The organism is Sorangium sp. So ce375, from assembly GCF_051473855.1.
In the GTDB taxonomy this organism is placed as follows: Bacteria; Myxococcota_A; Polyangia; order Polyangiales; family Polyangiaceae; genus Sorangium.
This window is the reverse complement of sequence record NZ_CP150335.1, coordinates 2245527-2269135: the sequence shown is the minus strand read 5'-3', so window position 1 is coordinate 2269135 and position 23609 is coordinate 2245527. Positions and strand designations below refer to the sequence as shown.

Sequence of the window (23609 nt, the reverse complement as noted above, 5' to 3'; positions counted from 1 at the left end):
AGGCAACCCTTTGCTCTCTTCTCCTTCTGCTGTATCAGCGAGATCTTCCACGAGAGCGCGTGTATGCAAGAACCGATGACCCGGGGCTCTCTGATTCTCAATGCAGCAGCCTACTCGGATGTGCTGTGTGACGAGGCTGGGGTCCGCCGGGTTCGTCACGGGCTCTCGCAGGAGCTCAGGAGGGCGCTGGCCACCATGTCCAGCGCGGCGTGGTACCCTCGCGCGTACTACGTCGAGGTGCTGCGCGGCATCGTCCAGGTCCACAACGAGCCATCGCAGAGCTACCTGGACGTCGTAAGGTGCGGCCGGACGGTCTTCGAGAAGGAAGCGAACACCTTGATGAAGCTGCTCCTCAGGGGGATGAACGCTCGGCTCTTCCTCCGGAAGTTCCCCGACTTCTGGGCGCAGGATATGGTCGGCGGGGCGCTGCGGGTGGACTCCTCGCAGATCGAGCGGAACGAGGTGACGCTGCTCGTGACCGAGGTCGCGGGGTTCGAGCACCTCGGACCGCTGTGCGTCGGTTTCGCCGGCCGTGCGCTGGAGCAGGTGACCGGCAAGCAGGTCGACGCGACCCAGACTGGCTGGTCGTTCGACGAGCCAGACGCGGATGAGCTCACGTTGCGCTTCTCGTGGTGAGCGCCGACGCGCCGGCGTGAGCGAGCGGTGACTGCCAGGCTGAGGAGACGAGAACTCCTCTGAAACAGAGGGCATGCCAGGTCGACGCCCAGCTGGTCGACCCACGGGACGCTCTCACGCGTCGCCCGCCTGACGCCTTGCCGGTGTGCCGCGGCGCGGGGCGCCGTCGGCATCAGCGGTGTGTTCGGCACGCGCCGCCGCGCCGACTCACGGGTACCGGTTTCGGCGCAATAGCAACGCACGCAGGCGGACTCGGTCTTCACCATTCATGTCCAGGAGCTGGACTGTGGCGCGCCCCTCGGCCGTCAGCCCTTGGATTGCACCCTCAATCGCGATCGTGAAGTGTTCGTGCCAAGAGTGATACCTGGGATGATACAGCGCCACGAGGATCCCAGTCGCTGGATCAATCGAGGCGATGTTAGGCCCCCTTCTTCAGATTGCAATGGATGCAGCAGAGGCACAGATTGGCAACATCGTCGGAGCCACGATGCTGCCTCCCGATGATGTGATCGACTTGATGGGGAAGGATTGAAGCTTCTTGAGGAAGCCGGCAGTACTCACACGCGCCCTGGGCGCGCCGCTGCACCGTCTCCCGCACATCGTTCGAGAGCTTCACGAAGCCGCGCGCATCGTCCAGAACTCCTCGGCCTCGAGCTTGAGGAGGCTGAGCCTGTCGTTCAAGCGGACGATCTCTGCGTACTCCCTTTGCTCCTCCGGGGTGAGCGCGCCTTCGGTGCTCTTCCGAGCGAGCTCCTCGACCCGTGGGGAGAGATCTCTGCTGACGGCATCGAGCGCCGCTTCAAGCTGTTCGAGGGTTCGCCTTTCCATGATGCTCTCCGTTCGACGTCGGCACGGAGAGCATGTCATCCCTGCGCCGTCGCCTCAAGCTCTGCCCGCCTCGGGCGGGCGAAGCAGCTCCGTGAATCACTCCAACAACCACGATCGCGGCGGGCAGGATCCGGTAAAAGACCGCGTACGGGAAACGCTCGACGAGTACGCGCCGGACGTCTCGATACAGCGGCGGGTACGCGAGCGGTGCGCTCCGAATGCGTTTGATGGCGTCGTCCAGCTCTCGCCGGAAGACGGCGCCAAGCCCAGACCGCTGCTCCTCGTACCAGCGGAAGGTCTCGAGGGCTTCGGCGCGAGCTTCGGCGAGGAAGACGACGCGGCTCACGGCTCGTCGGTGGTCATCTCGGCACGGACGTCCTCCCAGGGGACACCGATGGGGCCTTCGAGATCGAGGCGATCAAGGCGGCGGTCAAGCTCAGCGCGGAGCTCGGCGCTCAGAGACAGGTCGTCCGAAGAAAGGATTCGCCAAAGGTCATCGATCAGAGCCAGCTTCTCGTCTGCGGTGAGCTTGGAGAGGTCGAGCGCGGGCTTGCCCATGGGCGTATCCTTCACCAGAGGGGCCGGCAACGCCAGCGCACGCGAGCCTGGGCGGGCGTCGAGGGCTCCGCCGTCCGTCCTCCGGCGCGTGGCGCCGGCCCCTTGAGGTCGGCGAGCGCCGGCCGCCGCTGCGGCCCACCGGTGCCCTGGCGAGCGACCCGCCTCGCGTGAGCGCGCGGGAGGGAGCCGAGTCACAGAGCTTCCTTTTCTGTTCTTGATTGAGCTGCGCTCGGCGAGCTCCTCCCGCACACGATGATCGAGACAGCGCGCTTGCCGCTCGGCGTGGCGACGGATGAAGCCGATCAGCGCGCTCGGGCGGGCCGCCCTCAGCGCAAGGGCAAGCCGGGCCGGTCCCGATCCAGCGGATCTGCGCGCTGGACACCCCAGCTAGGGCGGAGCGCTCGCGCCCTGGCAGACGCTGCGTGCCAGCAGGAGATTCCAGCTCCGGCGGACGCGCAGCGCCAGACGGAAGCCGGGGAGGCCTTCCGACTTTTTTCTGTAACTCCGGGGCGGGTCCGGCCACATGGGGCTCGTGGCATCGCTCTCGGAGGTCTGGATGGCGGCCCCGGCGCTCGCGGTCCAGGAGGGGGAGGATCCGGCGAGCACGCCGGTGGAGGGGGCGGAGCACGCCGCGCGGAGGCGCGCGCTGGAGGCGCTGTACGCGGCGCACGCGCGGGCCATCCACCGCTTCCTCTGCGATCTGCTCGGGGACACGGCGGCGGCGGCCGACGCTACGCAGGAGACGTTCGTGCGGGCCATGCGCCGGCTGCACACGCTGGAGACGCCAGAGCGGCCCGCGCCGTGGCTGTTCGGCATCGCCCGGCACGTGTCGCTGGAGCACCGGAGGGCGCGGCGGCGGCGGCGGCAGGTGCTCGACGACGGGCCGCTCGACGCCTGGGAGGAGCGCCAGGCCGCGTGCGCGGCGCGGGCGCCGGGGGCGCCGCGCACGCCGGAGGACGAGCTGATGGGGCGCGAGGCGCTCACGGTGCTGGCCGGGGCGCTGGATCAGCTCGGCGAGGACCGGCGCGCGGCGCTCTTGCTCCGGCTGGATCACGGCCTCAGCTACGAGGAGATCGCGCGGCTCATGGAGTGGAGCCTGCCCAAGGTGAAGGTGGAAATCCACCGCGCGCGGCAGGAGCTGCGCGCGGAGCTCGTGCGGTACGACGGAGGTGGGCGATGAGCGGGTGCCGTCCCGAGGCGGTGGAGGCGTACGCGCTCGGCGAGCTTTCGGCGGCGGAGGCGGCCGAGGTGGAGGCGCACCTCGCCGGCTGCAGCGCGTGCGCCGAGGAGCTCGCGTGGGCGCGCCGCGAGCAGGCGCTGTTCGCGGCCCGCGCGGAGGAGATCCCGGAGCCGCCGCCCTTCGAATCCATCCTGATGCGCGCGCTCGACGAGGGGCGCGAGGCGCGCGCCGAGGAGGCCGCGCCCGCGCGCGCGGCCGCGCCGGCGGTCGACGACGCAGCAGCCCCGGCGCCTGCGCGCCGGCGCGCGGCGGGGCCCTCGGGGAGGAGGGGCAGCCGAGCGCACGCCATGAGCGCGCCGAGCACCCTGAAGAGGTGGCTCCCGCGCGCCGCGGCCGCCGTCGCGCTGGCGCTCGGGGCCGCGCGGCTCGGGCTGCCGCGCGACGCCGCGACGCCGCTCGCGCCGGAGCCGCGCGCGGCCGCGCCGAGCATCGCCCCGAGCGCGCCGCCTGCCCCGCCGGAGATCGTCTTCGAGGAAGAGCACGGCGCGGCCTGCGGGGAGGTCTGCGATTCCACGCCCGGGGAGCACGACGTCGATCCGTCCGAGCACCCGGGCGGTGACGGCCCGAGCGCCGGGCAGGCCTGCGACGACGAAATGGCGTGCGCTGATATGTCGTGTGTAACTCCCGAGCCGTAGCGGCAACAGGGGGAGTGAGGCCCGACGAAACGGCGACGCCACAATGGCGACGCGAATCCCGCGCGCCGCGGGCCGAGGAGGAACAGACAATGCGCACGTCGACCCGCTCCCCGCTCGCCTTCCCTCTCCGCGCTGCCGCCACGGCCCTCGCCCTCGTGCTCACCGCCGCGTGCAGCAATGCGCCGGACGACACGGCCCCGATCGCGGAGGCCGCGCCGGCGGCCTCCGCGCCCCGCACCGCGGCCCGGAAGCCCGCGGCCACGAAGGCGGCGGCACGGAAGCCCGCGGCCGCAATTGCGGCGGAGGTGCCCGCGATCCACGGGCCCGGGAGGGCCTGCGATCCCGAGCCGGGCGGCGACTGCGGCTCGTGCGACGGGGCCGGGGATCACGGGCCGGAGCACCTGATCGGCGAGGAGGTCGAGCAGCTCGCCATCCGCAATGCGCCGACCCGCGGCCCGGCCAATGCGCCGGTGACGCTGGTGGTCTTCTCCGATTTCCAGTGCCCGTTCTCCAGCAAGTTCGCGGGCGTGCTCGACCAGCTCGAGCAGGAGTACCCCGGCAAGCTCCGCCTCGCCTTCAAGCACCGCCCCCTGCCCATCCACGAGCAGGCGCGCATCGCGGCGCGGGCGTCCCTGGCGGCGCACGCGCAGGGCAAGTTCTGGGAGTACGAGGCGGCGCTTTTCGACAAGGCGCAGGGCGCGCTCGACCAGGCGGGCCTGGAGGAGCGCGCGGCGGATCTCGGGCTGGACGTGGCGCGGTTCGCGCGGGACATGCAGTCCCCCGCGCTGGAGGCCCAGGTGGCCGCCGACTTCGAGGAGGGCGACCGGCTCGCGATCAGGGGCACGCCCACGCTGTTCGTGAATGGCCGCCGCGTCATGGGGGCGCAGCCCATCGGCGTGCTGCGCACCGCCATCGACCGCGCCCTGGCGGGGAAGTAGCTTCCTCCCGCCCGGAACAGCTCTGCCAGACCTGGATCTCCGCGCCTTCCCGCGCGGTGACCGCCCGCGCGATCACCGCGCGCTGCGTGCTGCGCCATCGGACAGCCGAGGACGTGCTGCCCCGGGTCGCGCTGAGGCAATGGGCGCTGACGTTTCCGTTTCCGTGGCGGCGCAGGCTCGCCCAGGAGGGTGCGCTGTTCGGCGCGTTGACGCGTATCTTCGTCGAGAGCGTGGAGCCGGTACAGAGGACGTCGGCGACAGGGATGCTCGTGGGCATCACGACGTCGGGCGTCGGCGAAAGCAGCGACGTGGCGGGCGGCGCCGGAGCTTCCTTCTCCGTCTGCTCTGGCGCCTTGGTGTGCTCGCGCTCCGGCGCTTTCTCGTCCGCCTTTGCGTCGTCACACGCCTTCTTCTTCGCGTGCCGCGTGCCGCCCGCGCCTTCGGCGTCACGAGGGCACGCCACGTCGAGCGGCCAGCGAAGACGCCGTGGTAGGTGATGGTCGGGTAGAACGGTGGGGGTATCAAGGCCGCGAGCCGCGCCATGAACTCGATGGGCGTCATCACGCGGCGCGTGCTGCCGCGCCGTGCGCTCTCAATGAGGTAGGCCACGCGCCCGTCCTTCAACACCTCGATGCGGTCGGTCGCGAACGGCGGACGCGCGCAGTACCGGAGCAGACGCTCCCGTCCTCGTCGTCGTTCGCCGCTATACGCACGGCACGGTGCACGTCGAGTACAACTGGAGTATTTGGCATTGAGGGCCGACGGTCGAGGCAGTCCAGCACAAGGAGGTCATTACTCAGAGGCTTATCGTCCCGAACAGGCTCAAGTGTCGACCGTCGCTCCGGAGCCCCTGGGCGTTGGCGTCGGCGTTGGCGGTGGCGTTGTCCGTCACCTGACCGCTCGACAGGATGAAGTCGATACCCTGATTGTGACCCAGCCAGTTACTGGGGCCGCCCTGGTTGTTGTTGATGCTGTGAATGAGGTCTGCCATCGCCCCCCCGTTCGGGTTCACCTGGGCATTGAAGTCGCCGGTGAAGATCCAGGACATGCCCGGGTGGTGATTCGACAGGGCGTGCTGCAGGTTGACAACCTGATCAGCCGCCATCGAGCCTGCCTCGTTGTGCCAACTGAAGAAGGCGACCTGTGCATTCTGATTCACGACATTAAAAATGACCCGCACCGGGGGGCGCGCCTGGTAGAAGGAAAGCTGGTGAAACTCACCAGGCACGAAGAACTGAGGCCCTACTGCAACGGTGACGACGTTGGGGTTGTACAGGATCAGGTAGCCGCTGGGACTGGTGTTGGCCGCAACGCTAGGGTTGGGATACTCCGCGGACATGGTCAGCGCGACATACGATGTACCATTGTAGGTCAGGGCGAGCTGGGCGGCGTTTCCGAGCAACGTGAGCGGCACCTCCTGGAACGCGAGGATGGCCTGACCATGATTGGCGCCGAATGTCGCGGCGGCCCTTATTCGATCCCTTGGCGCCTGCCCTCCGATGCTGCGCGGGTGCACGTTCCAGGTGCCTACATTGAGCGGCGGGATTACCGCGAGCGCGACCTCGCTCCCGGGGACCGAGGCCAGGAGATAGGCAACCGGAAAGATCCATGTATTCTTTTTCATCGTCGTCCACCCTCACAGCTCATCTCTAATCTTCCTTGAGTCGAGAATACACGCCGGATCGGGGGCGTCGAACTCGCCCTTGATGCCTAGGCCGACGCTCACGCAGCGCGTCGGGAAATCGAAGTATAGGTCATTATTCACAGCAGACGTCCCGTAGCACGCGGCCCACTTCGAGATGTCCTTGATGTTAGAGAGGGACGAAGAGTACTGGCGCACGCCTACCCCCGAACAACCGTCACTGGAGAGAGCTCCCCAGCTCGGCATGCAATAGCTGTCCGGGACGTCGAACTGGCCCCACATGCTGCTGCCTGTATTCACGCAGCGAGCCGGCCGGGGAAATTGGTAGCCATTGATGGTCGCGGGCGCCACGGCGCAGGCCGCCTCCCAGGAGCCCGAAATGTTCCACAGGACGGCAGAGTATTGCCTCACCCCGACCCCCGTACACGCGTCCGCCTGGAAAGAGCCCCAATGAGGCTCTGCGGGGTAGGGGTTGGGCAGAGCAGGAGGGGCCACCGCTCCGCAAGCGCTGTCCGGGGCGTCGAACTGGCCCCATATGTTGATGCCTGTATTCACACAGCGCGTCGGGCGATCGAACGTGACGCCGTTCACCACGGCTGGCATGTGGTAGCACGCGCCCTCCCACGAGATGTCCTGGATGCCCCAGAGGATCGCAGAGTACTGGCGCACGCCGAGCCCCGTGCAGCTGTCTGCCTGAAACGACCCCCAGGTTGGCATGCAATAGCTGTCCGGGACGTCGAACTGGCCCCACATGCTGATGCCTGTATTCACGCAGCGAGCCGGCCGGGGGAAATGGTAACCATTGATGGTCGCGGGCGCCACGGCACAGGCCGCCTCCCAGGAGCCTGAAATGTTCCACAGGATGGCAGAGTATTGTCTCACCCCGACCCCCGTACACGCGTCCGCCTGGAAAGAGCCCCAGTCAGGGGTGTTGCGGGCGACGCTGGTGTCCCCAGCGCTCGTATGGCAAAAGACGCCAGCCTTGTTGGCGCTGGTGAAATCGGCGGCGCCGAAGATCGCGCCGCTCTGCGCGCACCAGCTCGAGAGCCAGACTCCCTTGTCCGTGAATCCAGTCATACCGTTCGAGAGCGCTACCCATGTCCGGCCCTGGCTCGAGCCGTCGGTCGGGTCGTGGCACCAGACGTCGGCGTAGCCATCACCGTCGAATTCGGCAGCGCCGAAGGTCGCGCCGCTGTGCGAGCACCAGTTCGAGAGCCAGACTCCCTTGTCCGTGAATCCAGTCATACCGTCCGAGAGCGCCACCCATGTCCGGCCCTGGCTCGCGCCGTTGGCCGGGTCATGGCACCAGACGTCGGCGTAGTGGTCGCCGTCGAAGTCGGCGGCGCCGAAGGTCGCGCCGCTGTGCGAGCACCAGTTCGAGAGCCAGACTCCCTTGTCCGTGAATGCGTTCACGCCGTTCGAGCGCGCCACCCATGTCCGGCCCTGGCTCGCGCCGTTGGCCAGGTCGTGGCACCAGACGTCGGCCTTGCCATCGCCGTCGAAGTCGGCGGCGCCGAAGGTCGCGCCGCTGTGCGAGCACCAGCTCGAGAGCCAGACTCCCTTGTCCGTGAATGCGTTCACGCCGTTCGAGCGCGCCACCCATGTCCGGCCCTGGCTCGCGCCGTTGGCCGGGTCGTGGCACCAGACGTCGGCCTTGCCATCGCCGTCGAAGTCGGCGGCGCCGAAGGTCGCGCCGCTGTGCGAGCACCAGCCCGAGAGCCAGACTCCCTTGTCCGTGAATGCGTTCGCGCCGTTCGAGAACGCCACCCATGTCCGGCCTTGGCTCGAGCCGTTGGTCGGGTCGTGGCACCAGATATCGGCCTTGCCGTCGCCGTTGAAGTCAGCCGTACCGAAGGTCGCGCCGTCGCCCAGGTAGCACCAGTTGGAGAGCCATACGCCGGCGTTTGCGAGACCGAGGGACAGGACCGCCTCGTCCGTGTAGGCGGGCTCGCCAGGGTCGACATCGTGACCCGCGCAGCCATAGGAGAGCAGGTACGCGGTGACTGGCAAGCAGCATATCACGCAATGTCCGAGACGGCGGATCGAACGACTCGTTAGCATCGTGTATCCTTCCGGCAGGCGGCGCCAGATTTGTCTGGGTCAATCTCGTTCGCTCGATCCGAGGAGATCGACGAATGGGCATCTCTAAAGCGTGGAAATGGAACACTGATCTTCCGCCGCCATCGAGTCAAGGCGTACACTATCAGGGTCTTCCCCGATGCGTCATCCTATCGCTCCCTAATCGAAGGGGTATCCGGCCTGGCCCATCCCCTGGATTACGTCTTGCTTGGCACTAGCGCACCGATCATGTTGGAGTTCCGAGGAAATCAACAGAAGGGAAGAGCAACCGCAAGGGCGCGAGGGGCGCAAGGGGAAGGCAAAAACATCTCGTCTCTGGTCCCTTGCGCCCCTTGCGCCCTTGCGGTTGCTCTCTTTCCCGCATTCGTTTTGCTTCCTGGAAGATCGGCCGGGGCTTACAACCCATTGGATTCAGGTAAGTTTCAACCCGTTCGATGCTCTAGGTTGTCATGGGTACCTCGTGCTCGATTCGGCATCACATCCCGGAAGCCGGCCCGAGGAGCCTCACCACCATCTTCGACAGCATCGCCACTATCCGGAGTAGGATCGTCTTCCCCGGCGCGATCTGGTCCACTCGTACTGCCTTGGAAGCGATGATGGCGTTTAGGCAGGCTGCAGATTCGAGCGCTGAACCACGGGCGATGTCGAGGTAGCGGCAGCGATCGGCGAGTGACCGCTTGCCGTTCCCCTCGGCGATCTTCAGAGGCTAGGAAGCGCTAAGGCGTTGCTGTTGGCCACGCCGTGCCCGGCGCCCGTCCTCCGCGGTGCAGAGGACGTCGGCGATGGCGCAGAGCCCCGGTCGCCACCACGACGCCGAGCCGCGGGCGCACCGCGACCAGGACGTCCTCGTAGCGGAGCGCGTCGTGTCTCGCCGCGGCCGGCGGCTATGCGGCGTCGAAGTCGAACGTCGTCTGCTCGTTGGTTGAGTCGTCGGTTGGGTCACGCGCAGCGGCGCGCGGGGGAGGCGCTGTAGGAAGCCAGAGGTGGTCACAATCTTTGGTGACAGCCCCGCGGTCGGTCACGGTCGCGAGGATCTTCGAGCGCCCCAGGCACTTGGGACACTGAAGCGAGTCGGCGCCGAAGGTTCGGCGGAGAAGAAGATGCCAGTCGATGCGGCGCGATTCGGCGAAGAGCTCGCCCTCGTTCAAGCGCCCCCAGTGCGCGATGGGAATGCTTGTGGGCATCACGACGTCGGGCGTCGGCGAAAGCAGCGACGTGGCAGGCGGCGCCGGAGCTTCGTTCTCCGTCTGCTCTGGCGGCCCTGGTGTGCTCGCGCCCCGGCGCTTTCTCGTCCGCCTTTGCGTCGTCACACGCCTTCTCAAGCCGGCCATGGCGCCCGAGCCGACGAGGTGATCACCCCCCGTCGAGCCACGCCGCCATCTCGGGCAGGAGTCCCCGCAAGAGGCCGATGACGCGCGGGCTCGACGCGCGCACCTCCTCGACGAGCCGCCGGCGCTCCGCCTCGAGCTTGCCGAGCTGCGCGCGGCGCAGCGCCGCCCAGAGCCGCGCGCCGGCCGCGATGCTGTCGTCGCCGTGCTCCTCGGCCACGCGCCGGGCCTCCCGCGCGTCCTCCAGGGCCTCCCCCACCCGCTCCAGCTCCCATTGAATCTCGGCGCGCCGCAGCAGCGTCAGCGCGTGGTATCGGTCCCCCCGCGCCCGCTGGAGCTGCTCGGCCTGATCCGCGCTCTCCAGCGCGTCGGCGGGCCGGCCCGCTCGCGTGAGCGCCGCCGCCAGGAGCGAGAGCGCCGCTGCGCGGAGCGCGGGGTCGCCGTCCTGCGCCGCGAGCTCGGCCGTCCGCCGCGCGACCTCCGCCGCCTCGGCGGCGCGCCCCTCGCGCATCAGGAAGGCCGAGAGGTTCTGCAGCAGCAGCCGGAGCTGGCCCCGCATCCCCTGCTGCTCGGCCTCGGCGATGAGCCTGCGGAGCCGGTCGATCGCCACGCCGGTCCGCCCGAGCTCGGCCTCGAGCACCGCGAGATCGCCCTCGATGTGGACCCTGTGCCACGCCGAGGACGGCGCCGCGATGGCGAGCGCGCGCTTCAGATCGCGCTCCAGCAGCGCGTGATCGCGGCGGTTCTGCGCGTAGTTCAGCTCGCACCGGAGCACGCGGGCCGCGAGCTCGGCCGCGGGGCCCGCGCCCGCCGCGAGCTCCACCGCCTCGCCGGCGAGCGTCATCGCGAGGTCGCCGGCGGCCACCCCGGCGAGCGCGATCCGCGCCTCGCAGCGGAGCGTCGCCTCGCCCAGCGCGTCCGCGTCGGCGAGCAGCCCCGGATCGTCGGCCCCCGCGTCGCTGAGCCCGCGCGCCACCTCGAGCCGGTGGATGCGCCGGCGCACGTCGATCGGACCGCCGCGCGCCACGGCGGAGCGCTCCGAGAGGCGCGCGAGCCGCCGGCTCGCCTCCTCGAGCTTCCGCCCCTGGATGAGGGCGCGGACCGCGTCGATCTCGAGGCCGGCGCGCGCCTCGGGATCTGCCGCGAGCGCGGCCAGCCGATCCGCGAACGCCGCCGCCTCCTCGAAGAGCCCCGCGGCGGCCGCCTCGGCCATCGCGCGGCCGAGCCAGCGGCGCGCCTCGGCCACGGCGCCGAGCCGCTCGTAGCCCGCGCCGAGGAGCCCCGCGTCCACGCGCCCCTGCGCGCCCTCCGCGAGCGCGTCGAGCAGCGCCCGGTGCAGCCGCTGGAACCACGGCCGTCGCTGCAGCAGGTTGAGCGCCGCCTGCCGCATCATCTCCTGGGGGAAGCTGTACTCCTGCGCGTCGCCGGACTCCGTCAGCACGCCGGCGCCGACGAGCGCCTCGAGCGCCGACTCGGCGCGCTCTTCGTCCCCCACGACGCGAAGGAGCACGTCGACGCCGAGCCCGCCGCCGCAGAGCGCCACCGCGGCGAGGGCCCGCAGGGCGCTGCGCTCGGCGGCGCTGTCGGCGGCGAACGAGGCCACGCGGGCCTCGAGCAGATCGGCCACGCCGGGGACCTCCCCGCGCAGGACCCGGTCGTCCGCGGCGCAGAGGCTCCCGTCGCGGAGCGAAAGCGCGCCGCCTTCGTGCCACGCCATGAGCGCGTGCACGATGTAGAAGGGCACGCCTCCGGACGTCGCGACCACGGCCCGCTCCAGCGCGGGCGCGAGGGGGGCGGCGGGCGCCGCGGTCCCGCCCAGCGCGGCCTCCGGGTGCAGGCCGCGGCCCACCGCGTGCGCGAGCTGGGCCGCGGCCGCGGGGTCGAGCGGCGCGAGGCCGAGGTAGGTCACCCCGGGGCACACCCGCGCGCGCACCTCGCCGAGCAGGGCGCGCAGGGGCGCGGGCCGGCTCGGCTCGCTGCGCGCGGCCGCCATCACGAGCAGCCGGCCCTGCCCCTCGGCGGCGGCGCGCCGCAGGAGCAGCTTGATCAGCTCCAGCGTCGCCGCGTCGCTCCATTGCAGGTCGTCCACGAGGAACAGCAGCGGCGCGCGGGCGCTCGCCCGCAGCAGCGCGTCCTCGATGGCCTCGACCGTGTGCGCGACCTCGTCCGCGGAGGGGAGCAGCGCCGGGGACAGCGCCCGCTCCAGCGCCGCGGGGAGCGCGCGGAGCTCGGGGAGATCGCTCTCGCCAAGCGCCTCGGCGGCACGGCGCAGCGGGTAGAACGGGCTCCGTCGCTCCGGCAGGCACCGGAGCCGGACGACGTGGCGCAGGTCCCAGCCGGTGCGCTCGACCGCGGCGTCGAGGAGCCGGCTGCGCCCGATGCCCTGATGGCCGCCCACCACGATCCCGCGCACGCGGCCCTCGTGCGCCTCCTGCGCGGCGCGGAGGATCGCGTCGAGCTCGGCTCGCCGCCCGAGGAGCGGCGGCCGATCCTCCGGCGGCGACCGCGCGGGACGGTCCTCCGGCGGCGGGCGCACCGGCCGGTCCTCCAGCGGCGGCCGCGCCGGCCGGTCCTCGGGCGGCGGCCGCGCCGGTCGGTCCTCGAACGGCGGCCGCGCGGACCGCTCGGGCTCCTGATGCAGCGGCTGCGACCTCTCCGTGCTCCCTGGCCGAGCGTGCTCGGGATCGAGCGCGACCAGGATGCGCTCGAGCTCCCGAGCGATCTGATCGGCGTGCCGGGGGCGACTTTGAGGATCCAGAGCGAGCAGCCTCGCCGTGAGGAGAGAGAGGGGACCGGTGGCCGTCGTCGGGTCGGACACGAGCCCCTCGAGCGGGGGAGCCGGTCGCCGCGGCACGAGCAGCCAGTGCGCAGGCTCCGCGATGCGCTCGAACTCGGCGGGGAGGCGCCCGGTCCTCAGGCGGAAGATCAGGACGCCGAGCGCGTAGAGATCGCTGGCGGGCGTGGCGGACTGGCCGGCGATAGCGCACTCCGGAGCGATGTAGCCGGGCGTGCCCGCGAGCACGGAGCCCAGCTCCCGCACGCCGCCGGCGACCGCGGGCACGGACAAGGTCACGGTCGCGCCCGCGCGCTCCCCTGCGTCCCCTGCCTCACCTGCCTCCTCCGCCAGCACCGTGCCGGAATACCCGTCGACCGGCGTTGTCGGCGGCGCCCCGGTGGGGGCGGCGAGCCCCCGCTCGACCCAGGTCCGCGCGTTCCCCCCGGAGATCCCGAAATCGATCAGCTTGTAGACGCCCGCTCCCCGGACGACGTTGGCGGGCTTGACGTCGCGATGGACCAGCCCGGCGGCGTGCACTGCGGAGAGCGCCCAGGCGACGGCGGACGCCGCTTCGAGGACGACGCGCTCGGAGAGCCGGCCGGACTCGCGCGCGAGATCATCGAGGCTCGTGCCGGCCACATACTCCATCACCAGGCCGACGACGCCGAGGGCGTCGTCGCGCTGGAACGAATAGAACCGCACCACGTTCGGGTGCTCGACCCGGCAGAGCGCCTGCGCCTCGTCGAGAATCGTGTCTCGCCACGCGGCCGTCGCGTCGGGGGAGCCCGCGAGCTGCTCTGGCACGAAGAAGAGCTTGATGGCGACGTCGCGGAGCTTCCTGCCTTCGTAGACCTCCTCGGCCAGCCAGACCGGCGCGAACCCGCCGCTGCCGAGCTGCCGGACGAGCCGGAAGGGACCGAGACGGGCGCCCTGCCCGAGCGGGGCTCCGGAAGGATTCGACGACGGGCTGGGCATCCGCCTCCGAGCATATCCCACCCACAGCGGCGCTCCCCCAAGAACCGGCCGTTCACGCCCTCCGCCGTGCGCTCGTACACGCGGCCGTCACGGCACGATCTCGCGGACGCTGCCCTTCTTGTACAGGAGCCCGTCGGGGCCCACCCCGTCGCTCCGGAAGTAGACGCTGATGTTGGGCTTGCCGGTCTCCGAGCCCTCCCGGGTCGGCTCCCGCGTGAGCCTCATCGCGGGATCGATGCCTGGCCGACAGGGCTCGCCTCCCACGCCGAAGTCGGTCCCCTGGTCGACGTGCTCGTGGATCTTCACCCAGGTGCCCCCGCTCGCGCCGTCGGTCTCGTCGATCCAGAGCTCCTGCTTCACATCGCCGTTCGGCAGGTCATAGACGAGCTGCTTGTACCCGATCCACACCTGCTCCGGCATGCCGCCTTCCCAGTACGTCTTGCCGAGGATGGCCGAGGAGGCGGGGTGATTCGTCTCCTTCTCGAAATCGATCTTGCCGTCGTAGCGCATGCGGGCGGCGATCCCGCGCGTGTCGCACTTGTCGACGTCCTCGTCGCCGATCGTGCCGTGGTTTGTGCGCGTCATGGCGACGAGGCCGCCGTAAGGTGTCCCGTCGTCGGCGGCCCGCAGGAAATACATCGTCACCTCGACGTCGCGCCATGCGTCGGCGAGCGCGGGGTCGTGCACGTACATCCGCGGGACGCGGCCGCTGATCTTGAGGGTGCCCTGGCCGTCGGTGTCATAGGACGCATCGCCGTGGTCGGCGTCGAACCAGGCGTCGGCCGGATCGATCCCGGAAAAGGTGCGCGCGACGCCGTTGTCCCAGGTCGAGAACCACGCTTTGCCCGAAGGCAGCGAGGGGCGCAGCATCGCTATCCCGAACCTGTCGAGCTGCCCCTCGTCCCCTCCCCCGGCGCCGGCCGAGCTTACCGCCTCCGCGCTGCTCGATGCGGACGACGCCTCCGCGCCGCCGCCGAGGCCGTTGCCGCCGAGGCCGCTGCCACCGGGGCCGTTGCCACCGAGGCCGCTTCCGCCGAGGCCCCCGCCGCCACCACCGGAATGGCTTCCTGACGCAGGGGCATGTTCGTCTGCGCAACCGGCGCTGCTCAAGCCGACGGCAGCCGACGTGACGGACATCGCGACCGTGAAGAAGACTCGCACGCCGTCGTGCATAACATGCCCTCAGCGGCTCCGCGAGGCCATTGACGGCGAGATACCGGCAGCGATGCACCTGCCAGGGGCATTACGGGGACAGCTTTGTTCCAGTTCGAGAATTGCACATTTCATCGCTCTTCGCGCAGCGGCATCGCGAGGGTTGTCCTCAGACGGCGATCCGTGAGATTGCCGCCTGCACGTGACTGGCTGCGGCGCTCCCAGTCTGCTACCTCCCGCAACACGATGGGTCAGCCGGACCTGTTCGCGAAGCGGACGTTTGCCGAAGAGACAGAGCGGGTCACGGCTGGAGCTGTGATGTGGCAAGATCCGCCCGAGATACGGCTGGAGAGGGTACAGGCCGACGGTCTGCTCGCGATTCGCCGCCCGGGGCTCCTCGCGCACCTGCCGCCCCCGTGGCCGGCGGCGCAGGCGTACGAGGAAATCGTGGTGGAGCTGAAGCTCGCGGGGGACCATCTGGACATGAGCGCGGTGGAGCGGGCCCTGCTTCGCCGGCAGGCCAGGCAGGTGCAACGGGTCGAGGAGCGGGCTCCGTCCTGGCCGGGCGAAACGCCGCTCTGGCTGGCGGCGCCGCACGTTCCGGGGTGGCTGAGGCAGGCGCGCCATCCCGTTCGCTTCGCGCCTGGCTGCTACGCGGTGGAGCCGCTGGGGCGCTGCTTCGTGTGGGTGGCGGCGAACGAGCTCCCGCTGCGCGACGAGCTGGTGCCGTTCCTGGTAGCCCGTTCGGGGCAGCCGCTCGACGAGTTCGCCCGCTGGGTGGCGCCGCGCCGGCCGCTTGAGTGGGTGCTGTCCATGCTACAGTACCTGCCCATGTCGATGACAGCCCGTGAGGAGCTCCTGTGGCGGTTCGCCAGGACCGGCGATCCCGAGATCGACGCGCGCCAGGACCGCATCCTGGAAGTCCTGCTCACGGCCAATCCCAAGATGAAGCAGCGTCTGGTCGACGAAGGCCGCCTCGAGGGTCGCCTCGACGAGGCGCGCGCGGCCCTGCGCCGCGTGCTCGCACACCGGCAGATCCCGCTCGCCTCGGAGGACGAGGCGCGCATCGAGGCGTGCGTCGACCTCGCGACCTTGGAGCGGTGGCTCGGTCAGGCGCTCGCGGCGTCCAGCGCCCAGCAGGCCCTGCGCTGAGCGCCGCCGCCGGCGCTTCTCAGCACCGGCCCCCGTGACCCCAGCCTCGTCGAGGCCAGCGCGCGGCGCAACGCGAGCCGCTCGAAGACCGCGCGATCCTGGTCGTCCCAGAACCTGCCGACACGCCCTGGAAGACGCAGAGAGCTCGCTCGACGGAGACACAGCGAATCAGGGCTTCGAGAGAACAGAAAAACCAGCGTTCCGGCTCTCCGCTCCCGGCTTCGACCGCCGTGTCTCTGCGGCTCGGCCGTTCATGCTCGGGCCCAAGGCTCCAGCTCCAGCAGGATTGCGCCTCCGTAGAGCCCGCCCCAGGAGATCTTCAATGGCATCGCTCTGCGGGGCGGTGCGCCAAAGGGGGAACCATGAAGAATCTGCTCGGCGCGCTGATCCTCGGCGCGCTCTCGCTGTCCGCCGTGCTGTCCAGCAGCGATGTGGCGCAAGCCCAGGATCGGGATCGGCCACCGCGCGGCTCCTACCTCAGGACGTGCAGGGACGTCCGGACGGAGCGAGGCTCGCTGTTCGCCAGGTGCGAAGACCGGCGGGGGAACTTCAACAGGACACGCCTTGTAGACTACAGGAGGTGCAGAGGAGACATTGAAAACGACGACGGCCGGCTCCGCTGCTCCCGCCGCCGCTGACACGCGCAGCCGCGGACGCCGGGGAGGACGACGACCGAGACAATCAGCCTCGACAGACGCAGACATCCTTCTCGTCGCAATGGCCGCCGCGGTGTCCGCGCAAAACACAGTATACAACGCATACACTGTCCCCGAACGGCACAGCGGACAACAGCTCGCACGTGAGCGGCTCTTGCGCGACCCCGACGGGCTCTCCCTCCTCCTGCGCGGGAGTGGGAACGCTGCTCCCTTCTCCGTCGGGTTCGTCGGGCAGCGGCTCAGCGATACAACCGGCGCCGGGCGCGAGCAGCGCCGTGATCACGAGAAGACCGCGACGGATGGTGGTGATGGCAAACTGCTTCATGGCGGGGCCAAGATGCAAGCAGCGAACCCGCCCCGTATCCTGGCCATCTTCTGAAGTGAGGATTCACGCCCATCCCCTGACGAGGCGCGGCGCTCGCGCACCTACACGGAGACCCCACCGACGCACGGGTGCTCTCTCATGCCCTGTCTCGGCCCCGCGCTCAGCTCGATGACCGCGTACGACACGCGCCCTCTTCGCCCAGGACGACGCAGATCCATGACGGCGGTGGGGTCACGGTCCTGTACGACGGGCGCGAGGGGCCCTGCCGTGGAGTGCGGTGAGCGTTCTGGCTGCCGCATCGCTGGCCGACGGGGTGCTGGTCCTGCGTGTCAGCGATCCGTGACGGGATGGCCGACACGCAGCGCTATCCCTTCGACGGCTTCCATGGATCGTCCTGATACAGATAGTTCGGCTTCAGGATCTTGTTCTGCATGTTGGTGTGGAACACCGCCATGGTCGATCCCGACATCGGCGGGACGATCCACGTCCAGTCCGCGTAGACCGGGCGCTCGCACTGCCGCTCTTGCTGCTCGAATTTCTTGAAGTACTCCGAGAGCGTGTGGTGGTCCATCATCCGCACCTTCGCCTGCCGGTACGAGTGCAGCACCGCGATGTTCAGCTCGACGAGCGCCGCGTCCTGCCACAGCGTGTCGCTGCGCGTCCGGTCCAGCCCGAGGCGATCCGCGATGAGCGGCAGCTGGTCGTACCGCGTCACGTCGCTCAGGTTGCGCGCGCCGATCTCGGTGCCCATGTAAAAGCCGTTGAACGGCGCCGCCGTGTACTGGATCCCTCCGACGTCGAGCGCCAGGTTGGAGACCGCCGGGAGCGCGTGCCACTTCAGCCCGAGCTCGGCGAACCACGCATACCGCGGGTGCTCGATCGGAACCTCGAGCACCTTCTCCCGCGGCACCTCGAACCACTTCGGCCGGCCGTCGCCGATCTGGATGATCAGCGGCAGCAGATCGAAGCGCGTCCGCTCCCCGCCCGGCCAGCCCAGCGCGAGGGCCTGGTCCGTCAGCTCCACGTTGCCCGGATCGCCGAGGACGCCGCCCTCCGGGAGCCGGTAGCCCGCATACCGCACGAGCTGACCGTTCCAGATGCGGATCCGCGGCTCACCCGGCCTGAACACCGTCATTGTCGCGCGGATGTCTCCCCCGTTGGTGGCCAGATCGAGGTGCTCGACGAGCGCCTGGAAGATCTCCTCCTCCGTCTTCAAGTGGCGCAGATCGCGCACGTGGAGCGTCGACCAGAAGAAGCGCCCGATGCAGCGCGAGCTGTTGCGCCACGCGAGCCGGGCGCCATAGGCGAGCTCGTCCGGCAGGTGCGTGTACGTCCCGTGCTTCTCCAGGCTCGCCCGCACCTCCTGCCAGCGCTCTTCCACCGCCGAGGGCACCCCGAGCTCCGCGTAACACTGGCGCAGGAACGCCTCGGCCTCTGTCAGCGCCGCCTCGGGCGCGGTGGGCGTCACGTGAAACGACCCGTGCTCGACCGGACACACCCCGCCGGCCGCGCGCGCGCCGCCGGCCCGCCGGAGCGGCGTCGGGCGGATCTCGCCGGCGGTGTCGACGTTCGAGCTGAACAGCTCCCGCTGGATGGCGTCCGGCGGCCAGCCCACCGCGCGCAGGTGCTCCTGCGCGTCGCGCATGAAGCCCTCGGGCCCGCACACGAGCGCCCGCGATCCCGGCCGGTAGGGATACAGCTCGGCCACGTGCTCCCTGGAGAGCCGCCCCTCCGCCTTCGTCGCGCGCAAGCGGAGCGCGACGCCCGGCGTGCGGCCGGCGATCGCGCGCAGATCCTCCTCGAAATAGCCGAAGTCCGCCGCGCGCGACGCCGACCAGTCGAGGAGGAAGGCCCGCGCGTCGGGGCGACCGGCCCTGCCGTCGAGCGCCCGCAGCATCGCCATCGCCGGCGTGACGCCGATCCCGCCCGCGAGGAACACCACCCGCTCCACGGGCGGCTCCGGGAGGACGAAGGTGCCCTTCGGCGCCGAGGCGCGCAGCAGCGAGGCCGCGGCGCGCTCGCACAGCCACCGCGAGAACACCCCGAGCTCCTCGCGCTTCACCGTGATCTCGTAGTCGCCGCCCGCGCGCGCCGGCGCCGAGAGCGTGTAGGCGCGCGCCACCCAGCGCCGATCGAGGTAGCCCTGCACGAGCACGTGCTGCCCGGGCACGGACGCCGACGGCGCGCCGCCGACAGGTGAGAGCGTGATCTGGAAAATTCCAGGGGACAGCTCCCGCGCGGCCTTCACCTCGGCCTGCTGGAGGCTCGGCCCTCCGAACATCTCGGCGACCGCCGGGGCGCAGCCGCCGCAGATCTGCCCTGCGCGCGTCCGCTCCGACAGCTCGGCGGGCGTCGCGCACCCGGCCTCGATGAGGCTCGTGATCTGCCCGCGCTTGACCCCGGCGCAGTTGCACACGATCTCGTTCGGCTCGAACAGCGCCGCGGGTTGATCGAGCTTCAGCTCGCCGAGCTCCCGGAACGTCGTGAGCTGCCAGCCGGGCAGCGCGGCGCGCGCCATGAGCAGCCGCATCGCCGAGGGGAGGCCCTGCCATTCGCCCTCCACGTGCAGCCCCGTGAGCTGCCCGCTCGATACGAGCAGCGCGCGGCGCTTGTCGCGATCCCCGCACGGGACCCACCGGAGGCTCTCCGCGGGCGCGTCGAGCCACCGCGCCGAGACGCCGCTCCCGTCGAGCGCGCGGGAGAGCGAGAGGATGCGGCCGCCGCCGTCCACGATCTTCGAGATCGCGGCCTCCTTGCCGGCCAGCGCGCCCATCGCCGCGCCGCTCTCGATGATCCCCTCGCGCCGGGAGAGCAGCCCCTGCCCGGGCAGGAGGTGGACGTTCACGTAATCGAGCGCGTTCCGCTCGGCCCAGGCGTCGACGCCCGCGGGCGGCAGCTCGAGCCAGGCCTCGTCGGACCCACGGACGTCGGCGGGGATCCCTTCCCTGGCCAGGCTCGCCCAGCCCTCGATCAGCGCCTCGGCCGCCGCTCTCCGCAGGCCCGCCTGGACCAGCGCCGCCACGGCCTGATCGGCCGGCGTGTCCACGTACCGGAGCTCCAAGGTGTCCTCGCGGAGCAGCTGCTGGACCAGGTTGTCGAGCCGCCCCCGCAGCCCGGCGGTGAACTCCTCGAAATCGAGGGTCCCGTCCCCGGTCGTGTCCGCGGCCAGGAGCAGCGCCCTCGCCTCGTCGGCCCGCATCCCGAGGCCGGTGAGGTACGGCAGGAGCTCGTCCTCGCTGAGCTTGCGGTTGTTGTCGCGATCGATCTCCTCGAACCGGCGCAAGGCGAAGCGCTCGCTCGTCAGGCCGGCCCGGAAGCCGCGGGAGAGCGCGGCCGAGAGCTCGGCGCCGGAGCACGCGGCGGGGCCGCAGACGACGGGCGCCGGCGCGCCGGGCTGCTCGAGCGCTCGGATCGCCCTGCGGGCCACGTCGGCGGGCGCCACCCAGGGCAACGCGCCGCCGCCGAGCGGCAGCGGCAGCGCGCGACGGAGCCGGATGTCCTCGCGCCACAGGTGGAGCGCGCTGAGCAGCGGTCCGTGCCAGACCGTCGTCACCGCCTGGCCGGAGGCGCGCACGGACGCCTCAGCGTCGCGGATCTGCTGCCCCACCCGGCTCGAGGGAGGGAAGTACGGCGCCACCCAGAGGAGGTGCGACGCGCCCACCTCCTTCGCCGACGCGACGAAGGTCCTCGCGGCCACGAGGGGGTAGGCGAGATCCGCGGTGCTCATCACGAGCGCGACGGCCGGCGCCGCGGGCTCGATCGGCAGCGACTGGAGGAAGGAGGCGAGGTCGTTTCTGGGCTCGGAACAGACGATCTTGAGGAAGCTCATGGTGCTCGGCAAAGGCAGCCGCGGAGGAGCGCAATCGCCCTCGCGACCGCCGGTCGACATCGATGGCTGCGCGCAGGCGCGGAGCGGTCCGCGCCAGGATACGGCGCATCCCCCGGCGAGCCGAAACCCGAAAACGCCCCCCTCGACGCGGCGCACACCGCCGCACCCAAACCACCAAGGTGCGCGCGGTATCGGGAGCCTCCTTATTTTGCCTGGAGGAGATCCGTCCGCGCGTAACAATCTGCCCCATGGGGCACTTTGGTGCGCCGTCAGCGCTCGCGCCCTGTCGGGACACGGCGCCGACGCGGCGGCCGCTCGCCGGCCTGGCCCCGGGTAGCGGCCGAGCGCCGCCGATGGCCGCGCGCGCTCGCCTGATCATCCGGGCGGGCAGCCTCCGCCGGATTCACGAGAAATCGTGCTTGTAGAAGACGGGGCGGACGAGCGTGCAGGCGTCCGCCGCGCGCGCTCGAGCTCCGCCCTGCGCGTGTCCGCACATCTCGTGAGTGTGTACGACTGCGAACCGGACATACGGGCACGATCCTTGAATTCGCCTGCTCAGCGCAGCCATGAAGACCCTTACTTCGGATCGACCCCTGGCGATGAGGAGCGAGCAGACGCGGTCATTGGCCGCGTCCCCCGCGGCATCCACCACGCGTCATCCCGTCCTGCAGGGCGTGACGATGGCGCCCGCGAACGTCTCCGAGGCGCTCGTCGCGCTGGAGACGGTCGCCGCGCGGCTGCGCGAGAGGAACGACCCGCGGGCGGTGTTCCCCGACGTCTACGCCGTGATCACGCGCCGCGTGAAAGAGGCGGTCGTCGATGGCTCGGACGACCGGTTCCTCGAGCCGGCGTGGATCTCACGCCTGGCCGGCATCTTCTGCGAGTACTACCTGACGGCCCTCGCGGCGTCGCTCGACGGGCGGCCGACGGGCATCGAGGCGTGGGACATCGCGTTCCAGTGCACAAGCGCGGGCGGGCCCGCGGCGGCGGTCCACGGCCTGCTCGGCATCAACGCGCACATCAACTACGACCTGGCCCTCGGGCTCTACCGGAACATCGTCCAGCACGGCGCGGCGCAGGACGCCCGGCTTCTCCGCCGCTACCGTCATGACCACGACCTTGTGAATGAAATTCTCGCGGCGGCGATGCCGGAGATCTTCGCGATCCTGCGCGTTCGTTATGGTTGCCCGCTCGCCCGGATCGCGACCTTCACCGGGGACGTCGAGCGCTCCGTCTCGAGCGTCGTGCTCTTCCTGCTGAGGGCCTGGCGCGACAGGGTCTGGACCGACCTGCTCTCCTTGCTCGCGACGCTCGGGCGCAGCGGCGAGGCGGGCAAGCGCGCGGTGCTCGCCCGGATGAACCAGCGTTCGGGGAAGATCGCCCGCACGTTCGCGGCGGGACACGGGGCGCTCCGCGTCGGGGCCCCGCTCGCCCGCGGCGCCGCGCTCACGCTGGCGCTGGCTGCTTGATGCGGGCCATCCCCGCGAGCTGACCGCAGGCGCCGCCGACGTCGCGCCCCCGCGGCCGCCGCACCAGCGTGGTCACGCCGTGGCCGGACAGCCGCGCCACGAAGGCGTCGAGCCGCTCGGCGGTCGGCGGGCGCAGCGCCGGATCCGGGCCTGGATTGCAGGGGATGACGTTCACCCTGCACCGGATCCCGGCGACGTACGCCGCGAGGAGGTCCGCGTCCTCCGGGGCATCGTTGTAGCGATCGAAGAGCACGTACTCGAACAGCACGCGCCGACCCTGCGGCAGCGACCGCGCGAGCGCCTCCTTCAGCGCCGCCATCGAGAAGCGCGCGTTCACCGGCATGATCGCCTGCCTGCGGGCGTCGTCCGGGGCGTTGAGGCTGACGGCGAGCTCCGCCCTCGCCTCGCGGAAGAACGGCTCGATCTTGTCCGCCACCCCGACGGTGCTCACGGTGACGTGCGACGGCGCGAACCGGAAGGCCCGCGGATCGGTGAGCAGCCGGACGGCCTTCAGCACCTCACCGAGGTTATCGAACGGCTCCCCCATCCCCATGAAGACGAGGTTCCTGAGGGGCGCGCCGCCGCGCTCGGCCGCGAGCGCCCGCGCGATCCGGACCTGATCCACGATCTCGCCGGCGGCGAGCTGGCGCGCGAGCCCGAGGCGCCCCGTCTCGCAGAACGAGCAGGCCCTGGCGCAGCCGACCTGGCTCGAGACGCAGAGCGTCGTGCGGGCAGGCCCCGGGATGAGCACCGACTCGATGAGCGCGCCGTCGCGCGCGCGCAGGACGAGCCTCAGCGTGTCGTCCTGCGCCGGCGCCCGCTCGGCGATCTCGAGCGACGGCCCCGGATCGAGCGCGAGGAGCGCCTCGTGCGCCCAGGCCCCGACGCCCAGGGCGGCGAGCGCGCTCGCGTCCCACGCCGGCGCAGGTGTCGGCGCGCCCGGCTCGGCGCCGAAGGCGTGGCGCACCACCTTGCCGGCGACCGCGCGCGCCGCCGACGCCGTGCCGCCGGCCCGGCAGAGCAGCTCCGCGAGCGAGGCCGCGTCGTGGTCGGCGAGCCGGGCGCCGCCCCGCGCGCTCCTCCGGATCAGCGAGCGTCCTGCGGCCTCCGCCGGCGGGTCGCCGGCGCGGAGGGGCGACGCCGTCTCTTCAGGGATCTCCGGAACGCGCATGCGCACCCGCTAGCACGCCGCGCGCGGCGCCGCGCGGCCCAGCGACGCAGCGCCCACGCTCGGCGCGACCGCCTCGCCCGGACGGCCGCCGGAGGCGCCGCTCGCCGCGCGCTCCGGTCGACCTCCGGTGTCCGGATAGCCGCCGGAGGCGCCGCTCGCCGCGCGCTCCGGTCCAGCTCCGGCATCCGCCGCCTCGCCATTCAGGTCGTCGCGGGCTTGT

Annotated in this window: 19 protein-coding genes; 7 read left to right on the top strand and 12 right to left on the bottom strand. The window is 71.0% G+C overall.

Annotation, left to right across the window (positions count from 1 at the left end; translation table 11 throughout):
* Positions 1-195: 195 nt before the first annotated feature.
* Positions 196-636, top strand: coding sequence for a hypothetical protein (locus tag WME90_RS08710; RefSeq protein WP_437280617.1), 441 nt, complete (start codon positions 196-198; stop codon positions 634-636).
* A 418-nt stretch (positions 637-1054) separates the two neighbouring features.
* Here WME90_RS08710 and WME90_RS08705 read toward each other — a convergent pair whose 3' ends face one another.
* Genes WME90_RS08705 through WME90_RS08690 form a run of 4 tightly spaced genes read right to left on the bottom strand, consistent with a single transcriptional unit; the run spans position 1055 to position 2022 of the window.
* Complete coding sequence (locus tag WME90_RS08705) at positions 1055-1222, bottom strand: HNH endonuclease (RefSeq protein ID WP_437283582.1); 168 nt, start codon at positions 1220-1222, stop codon at positions 1055-1057.
* 26 nt (positions 1223-1248) lie between these two features.
* Complete coding sequence (locus WME90_RS08700) at positions 1249-1464, bottom strand: hypothetical protein (RefSeq protein WP_437280616.1); 216 nt, start codon at positions 1462-1464, stop codon at positions 1249-1251.
* The gene (locus WME90_RS08695; RefSeq protein WP_437280615.1) at positions 1436-1810 is read right to left on the bottom strand and encodes a type II toxin-antitoxin system RelE/ParE family toxin; all 375 of its coding nucleotides are present in this window, start codon (positions 1808-1810) and stop codon (positions 1436-1438) included. Before WME90_RS08695 ends, WME90_RS08700 begins: the two co-directional genes overlap by 29 nt.
* Complete coding sequence (locus WME90_RS08690; RefSeq protein ID WP_437280614.1) at positions 1807-2022, bottom strand: addiction module protein; 216 nt, start codon at positions 2020-2022, stop codon at positions 1807-1809. Before WME90_RS08690 ends, WME90_RS08695 begins: the two co-directional genes overlap by 4 nt.
* Before the next feature lie 523 nt (positions 2023-2545).
* Here WME90_RS08690 and WME90_RS08685 point away from each other — a divergent pair.
* The 3 genes from WME90_RS08685 (at position 2546) to WME90_RS08675 (ending at position 4835) form a co-directional block, all read left to right on the top strand.
* On the top strand, positions 2546-3202 hold the full coding sequence (locus WME90_RS08685) for an RNA polymerase sigma factor (RefSeq protein WP_437280613.1): 657 nt from the start codon (positions 2546-2548) through the stop codon (positions 3200-3202).
* Positions 3199-3897 carry a zf-HC2 domain-containing protein gene (locus WME90_RS08680; RefSeq protein WP_437280612.1) on the top strand — a complete coding sequence of 233 codons (699 nt, stop codon included), beginning with the start codon at positions 3199-3201 and terminating at the stop codon, positions 3895-3897. The genes WME90_RS08685 and WME90_RS08680 overlap by 4 nt, the downstream gene beginning before the upstream one ends.
* Positions 3898-3986: 89 nt before the next feature.
* Positions 3987-4835 (top strand): DsbA family protein, encoded by an 849-nt coding sequence (locus tag WME90_RS08675; protein WP_437280611.1) that lies wholly within the window; start codon positions 3987-3989, stop codon positions 4833-4835.
* A 276-nt stretch (positions 4836-5111) separates the two neighbouring features.
* Here WME90_RS08675 and WME90_RS08670 read toward each other — a convergent pair whose 3' ends face one another.
* The 6 genes from WME90_RS08670 to WME90_RS08645 form a co-directional block, all read right to left on the bottom strand.
* Positions 5112-5609 (bottom strand): transposase, encoded by a 498-nt coding sequence (locus WME90_RS08670; RefSeq protein WP_437283581.1) that lies wholly within the window; start codon positions 5607-5609, stop codon positions 5112-5114.
* 22 nt (positions 5610-5631) lie between these two features.
* Entirely contained in the window at positions 5632-6459 is an 828-nt protein-coding gene (locus tag WME90_RS08665) for an endonuclease/exonuclease/phosphatase family protein (RefSeq protein ID WP_437280610.1), read from the bottom strand.
* A 12-nt stretch (positions 6460-6471) separates the two neighbouring features.
* Positions 6472-8538 (bottom strand): FG-GAP repeat domain-containing protein, encoded by a 2067-nt coding sequence (locus tag WME90_RS08660; protein ID WP_437280609.1) that lies wholly within the window; start codon positions 8536-8538, stop codon positions 6472-6474.
* Between the two features lie 493 nt (positions 8539-9031).
* Positions 9032-9253, bottom strand: coding sequence for a four helix bundle protein (locus WME90_RS08655; RefSeq protein WP_437283580.1), 222 nt, complete (start codon positions 9251-9253; stop codon positions 9032-9034).
* 656 nt (positions 9254-9909) lie between these two features.
* On the bottom strand, positions 9910-13635 hold the full coding sequence (locus tag WME90_RS08650) for a protein kinase domain-containing protein (protein WP_437280608.1): 3726 nt from the start codon (positions 13633-13635) through the stop codon (positions 9910-9912).
* An 87-nt stretch (positions 13636-13722) separates the two neighbouring features.
* On the bottom strand, positions 13723-14808 hold the full coding sequence (locus tag WME90_RS08645; protein WP_437280607.1) for a hypothetical protein: 1086 nt from the start codon (positions 14806-14808) through the stop codon (positions 13723-13725).
* Positions 14809-14892: 84 nt separating this feature from the next.
* Between WME90_RS08645 and WME90_RS08640 the strand changes: the two genes are divergently transcribed.
* A complete protein-coding gene (locus WME90_RS08640; protein WP_437280606.1) occupies positions 14893-15939 on the top strand; it encodes a hypothetical protein in 1047 nt (348 codons plus the stop codon).
* Between the two features lie 362 nt (positions 15940-16301).
* On the top strand, positions 16302-16577 hold the full coding sequence (locus tag WME90_RS08635) for a hypothetical protein (RefSeq protein ID WP_437280605.1): 276 nt from the start codon (positions 16302-16304) through the stop codon (positions 16575-16577).
* 707 nt (positions 16578-17284) lie between these two features.
* On the opposite strand, the gene WME90_RS08630 is transcribed toward WME90_RS08635, so the two are convergent.
* Positions 17285-20749 carry a nitric oxide synthase oxygenase gene (locus tag WME90_RS08630; RefSeq protein WP_437280604.1) on the bottom strand — a complete coding sequence of 1155 codons (3465 nt, stop codon included), beginning with the start codon at positions 20747-20749 and terminating at the stop codon, positions 17285-17287.
* Between the two features lie 680 nt (positions 20750-21429).
* Here WME90_RS08630 and WME90_RS08625 point away from each other — a divergent pair.
* The gene (locus WME90_RS08625) at positions 21430-22218 is read left to right on the top strand and encodes a DUF5995 family protein (protein ID WP_437280603.1); all 789 of its coding nucleotides are present in this window, start codon (positions 21430-21432) and stop codon (positions 22216-22218) included.
* Here WME90_RS08625 and rlmN read toward each other — a convergent pair.
* Positions 22196-23389 carry a 23S rRNA (adenine(2503)-C(2))-methyltransferase RlmN gene (gene rlmN / locus WME90_RS08620; RefSeq protein WP_437280602.1) on the bottom strand — a complete coding sequence of 398 codons (1194 nt, stop codon included), beginning with the start codon at positions 23387-23389 and terminating at the stop codon, positions 22196-22198. The genes WME90_RS08625 and rlmN overlap by 23 nt on opposite strands.
* Positions 23390-23609: the final 220 nt, after the last annotated feature.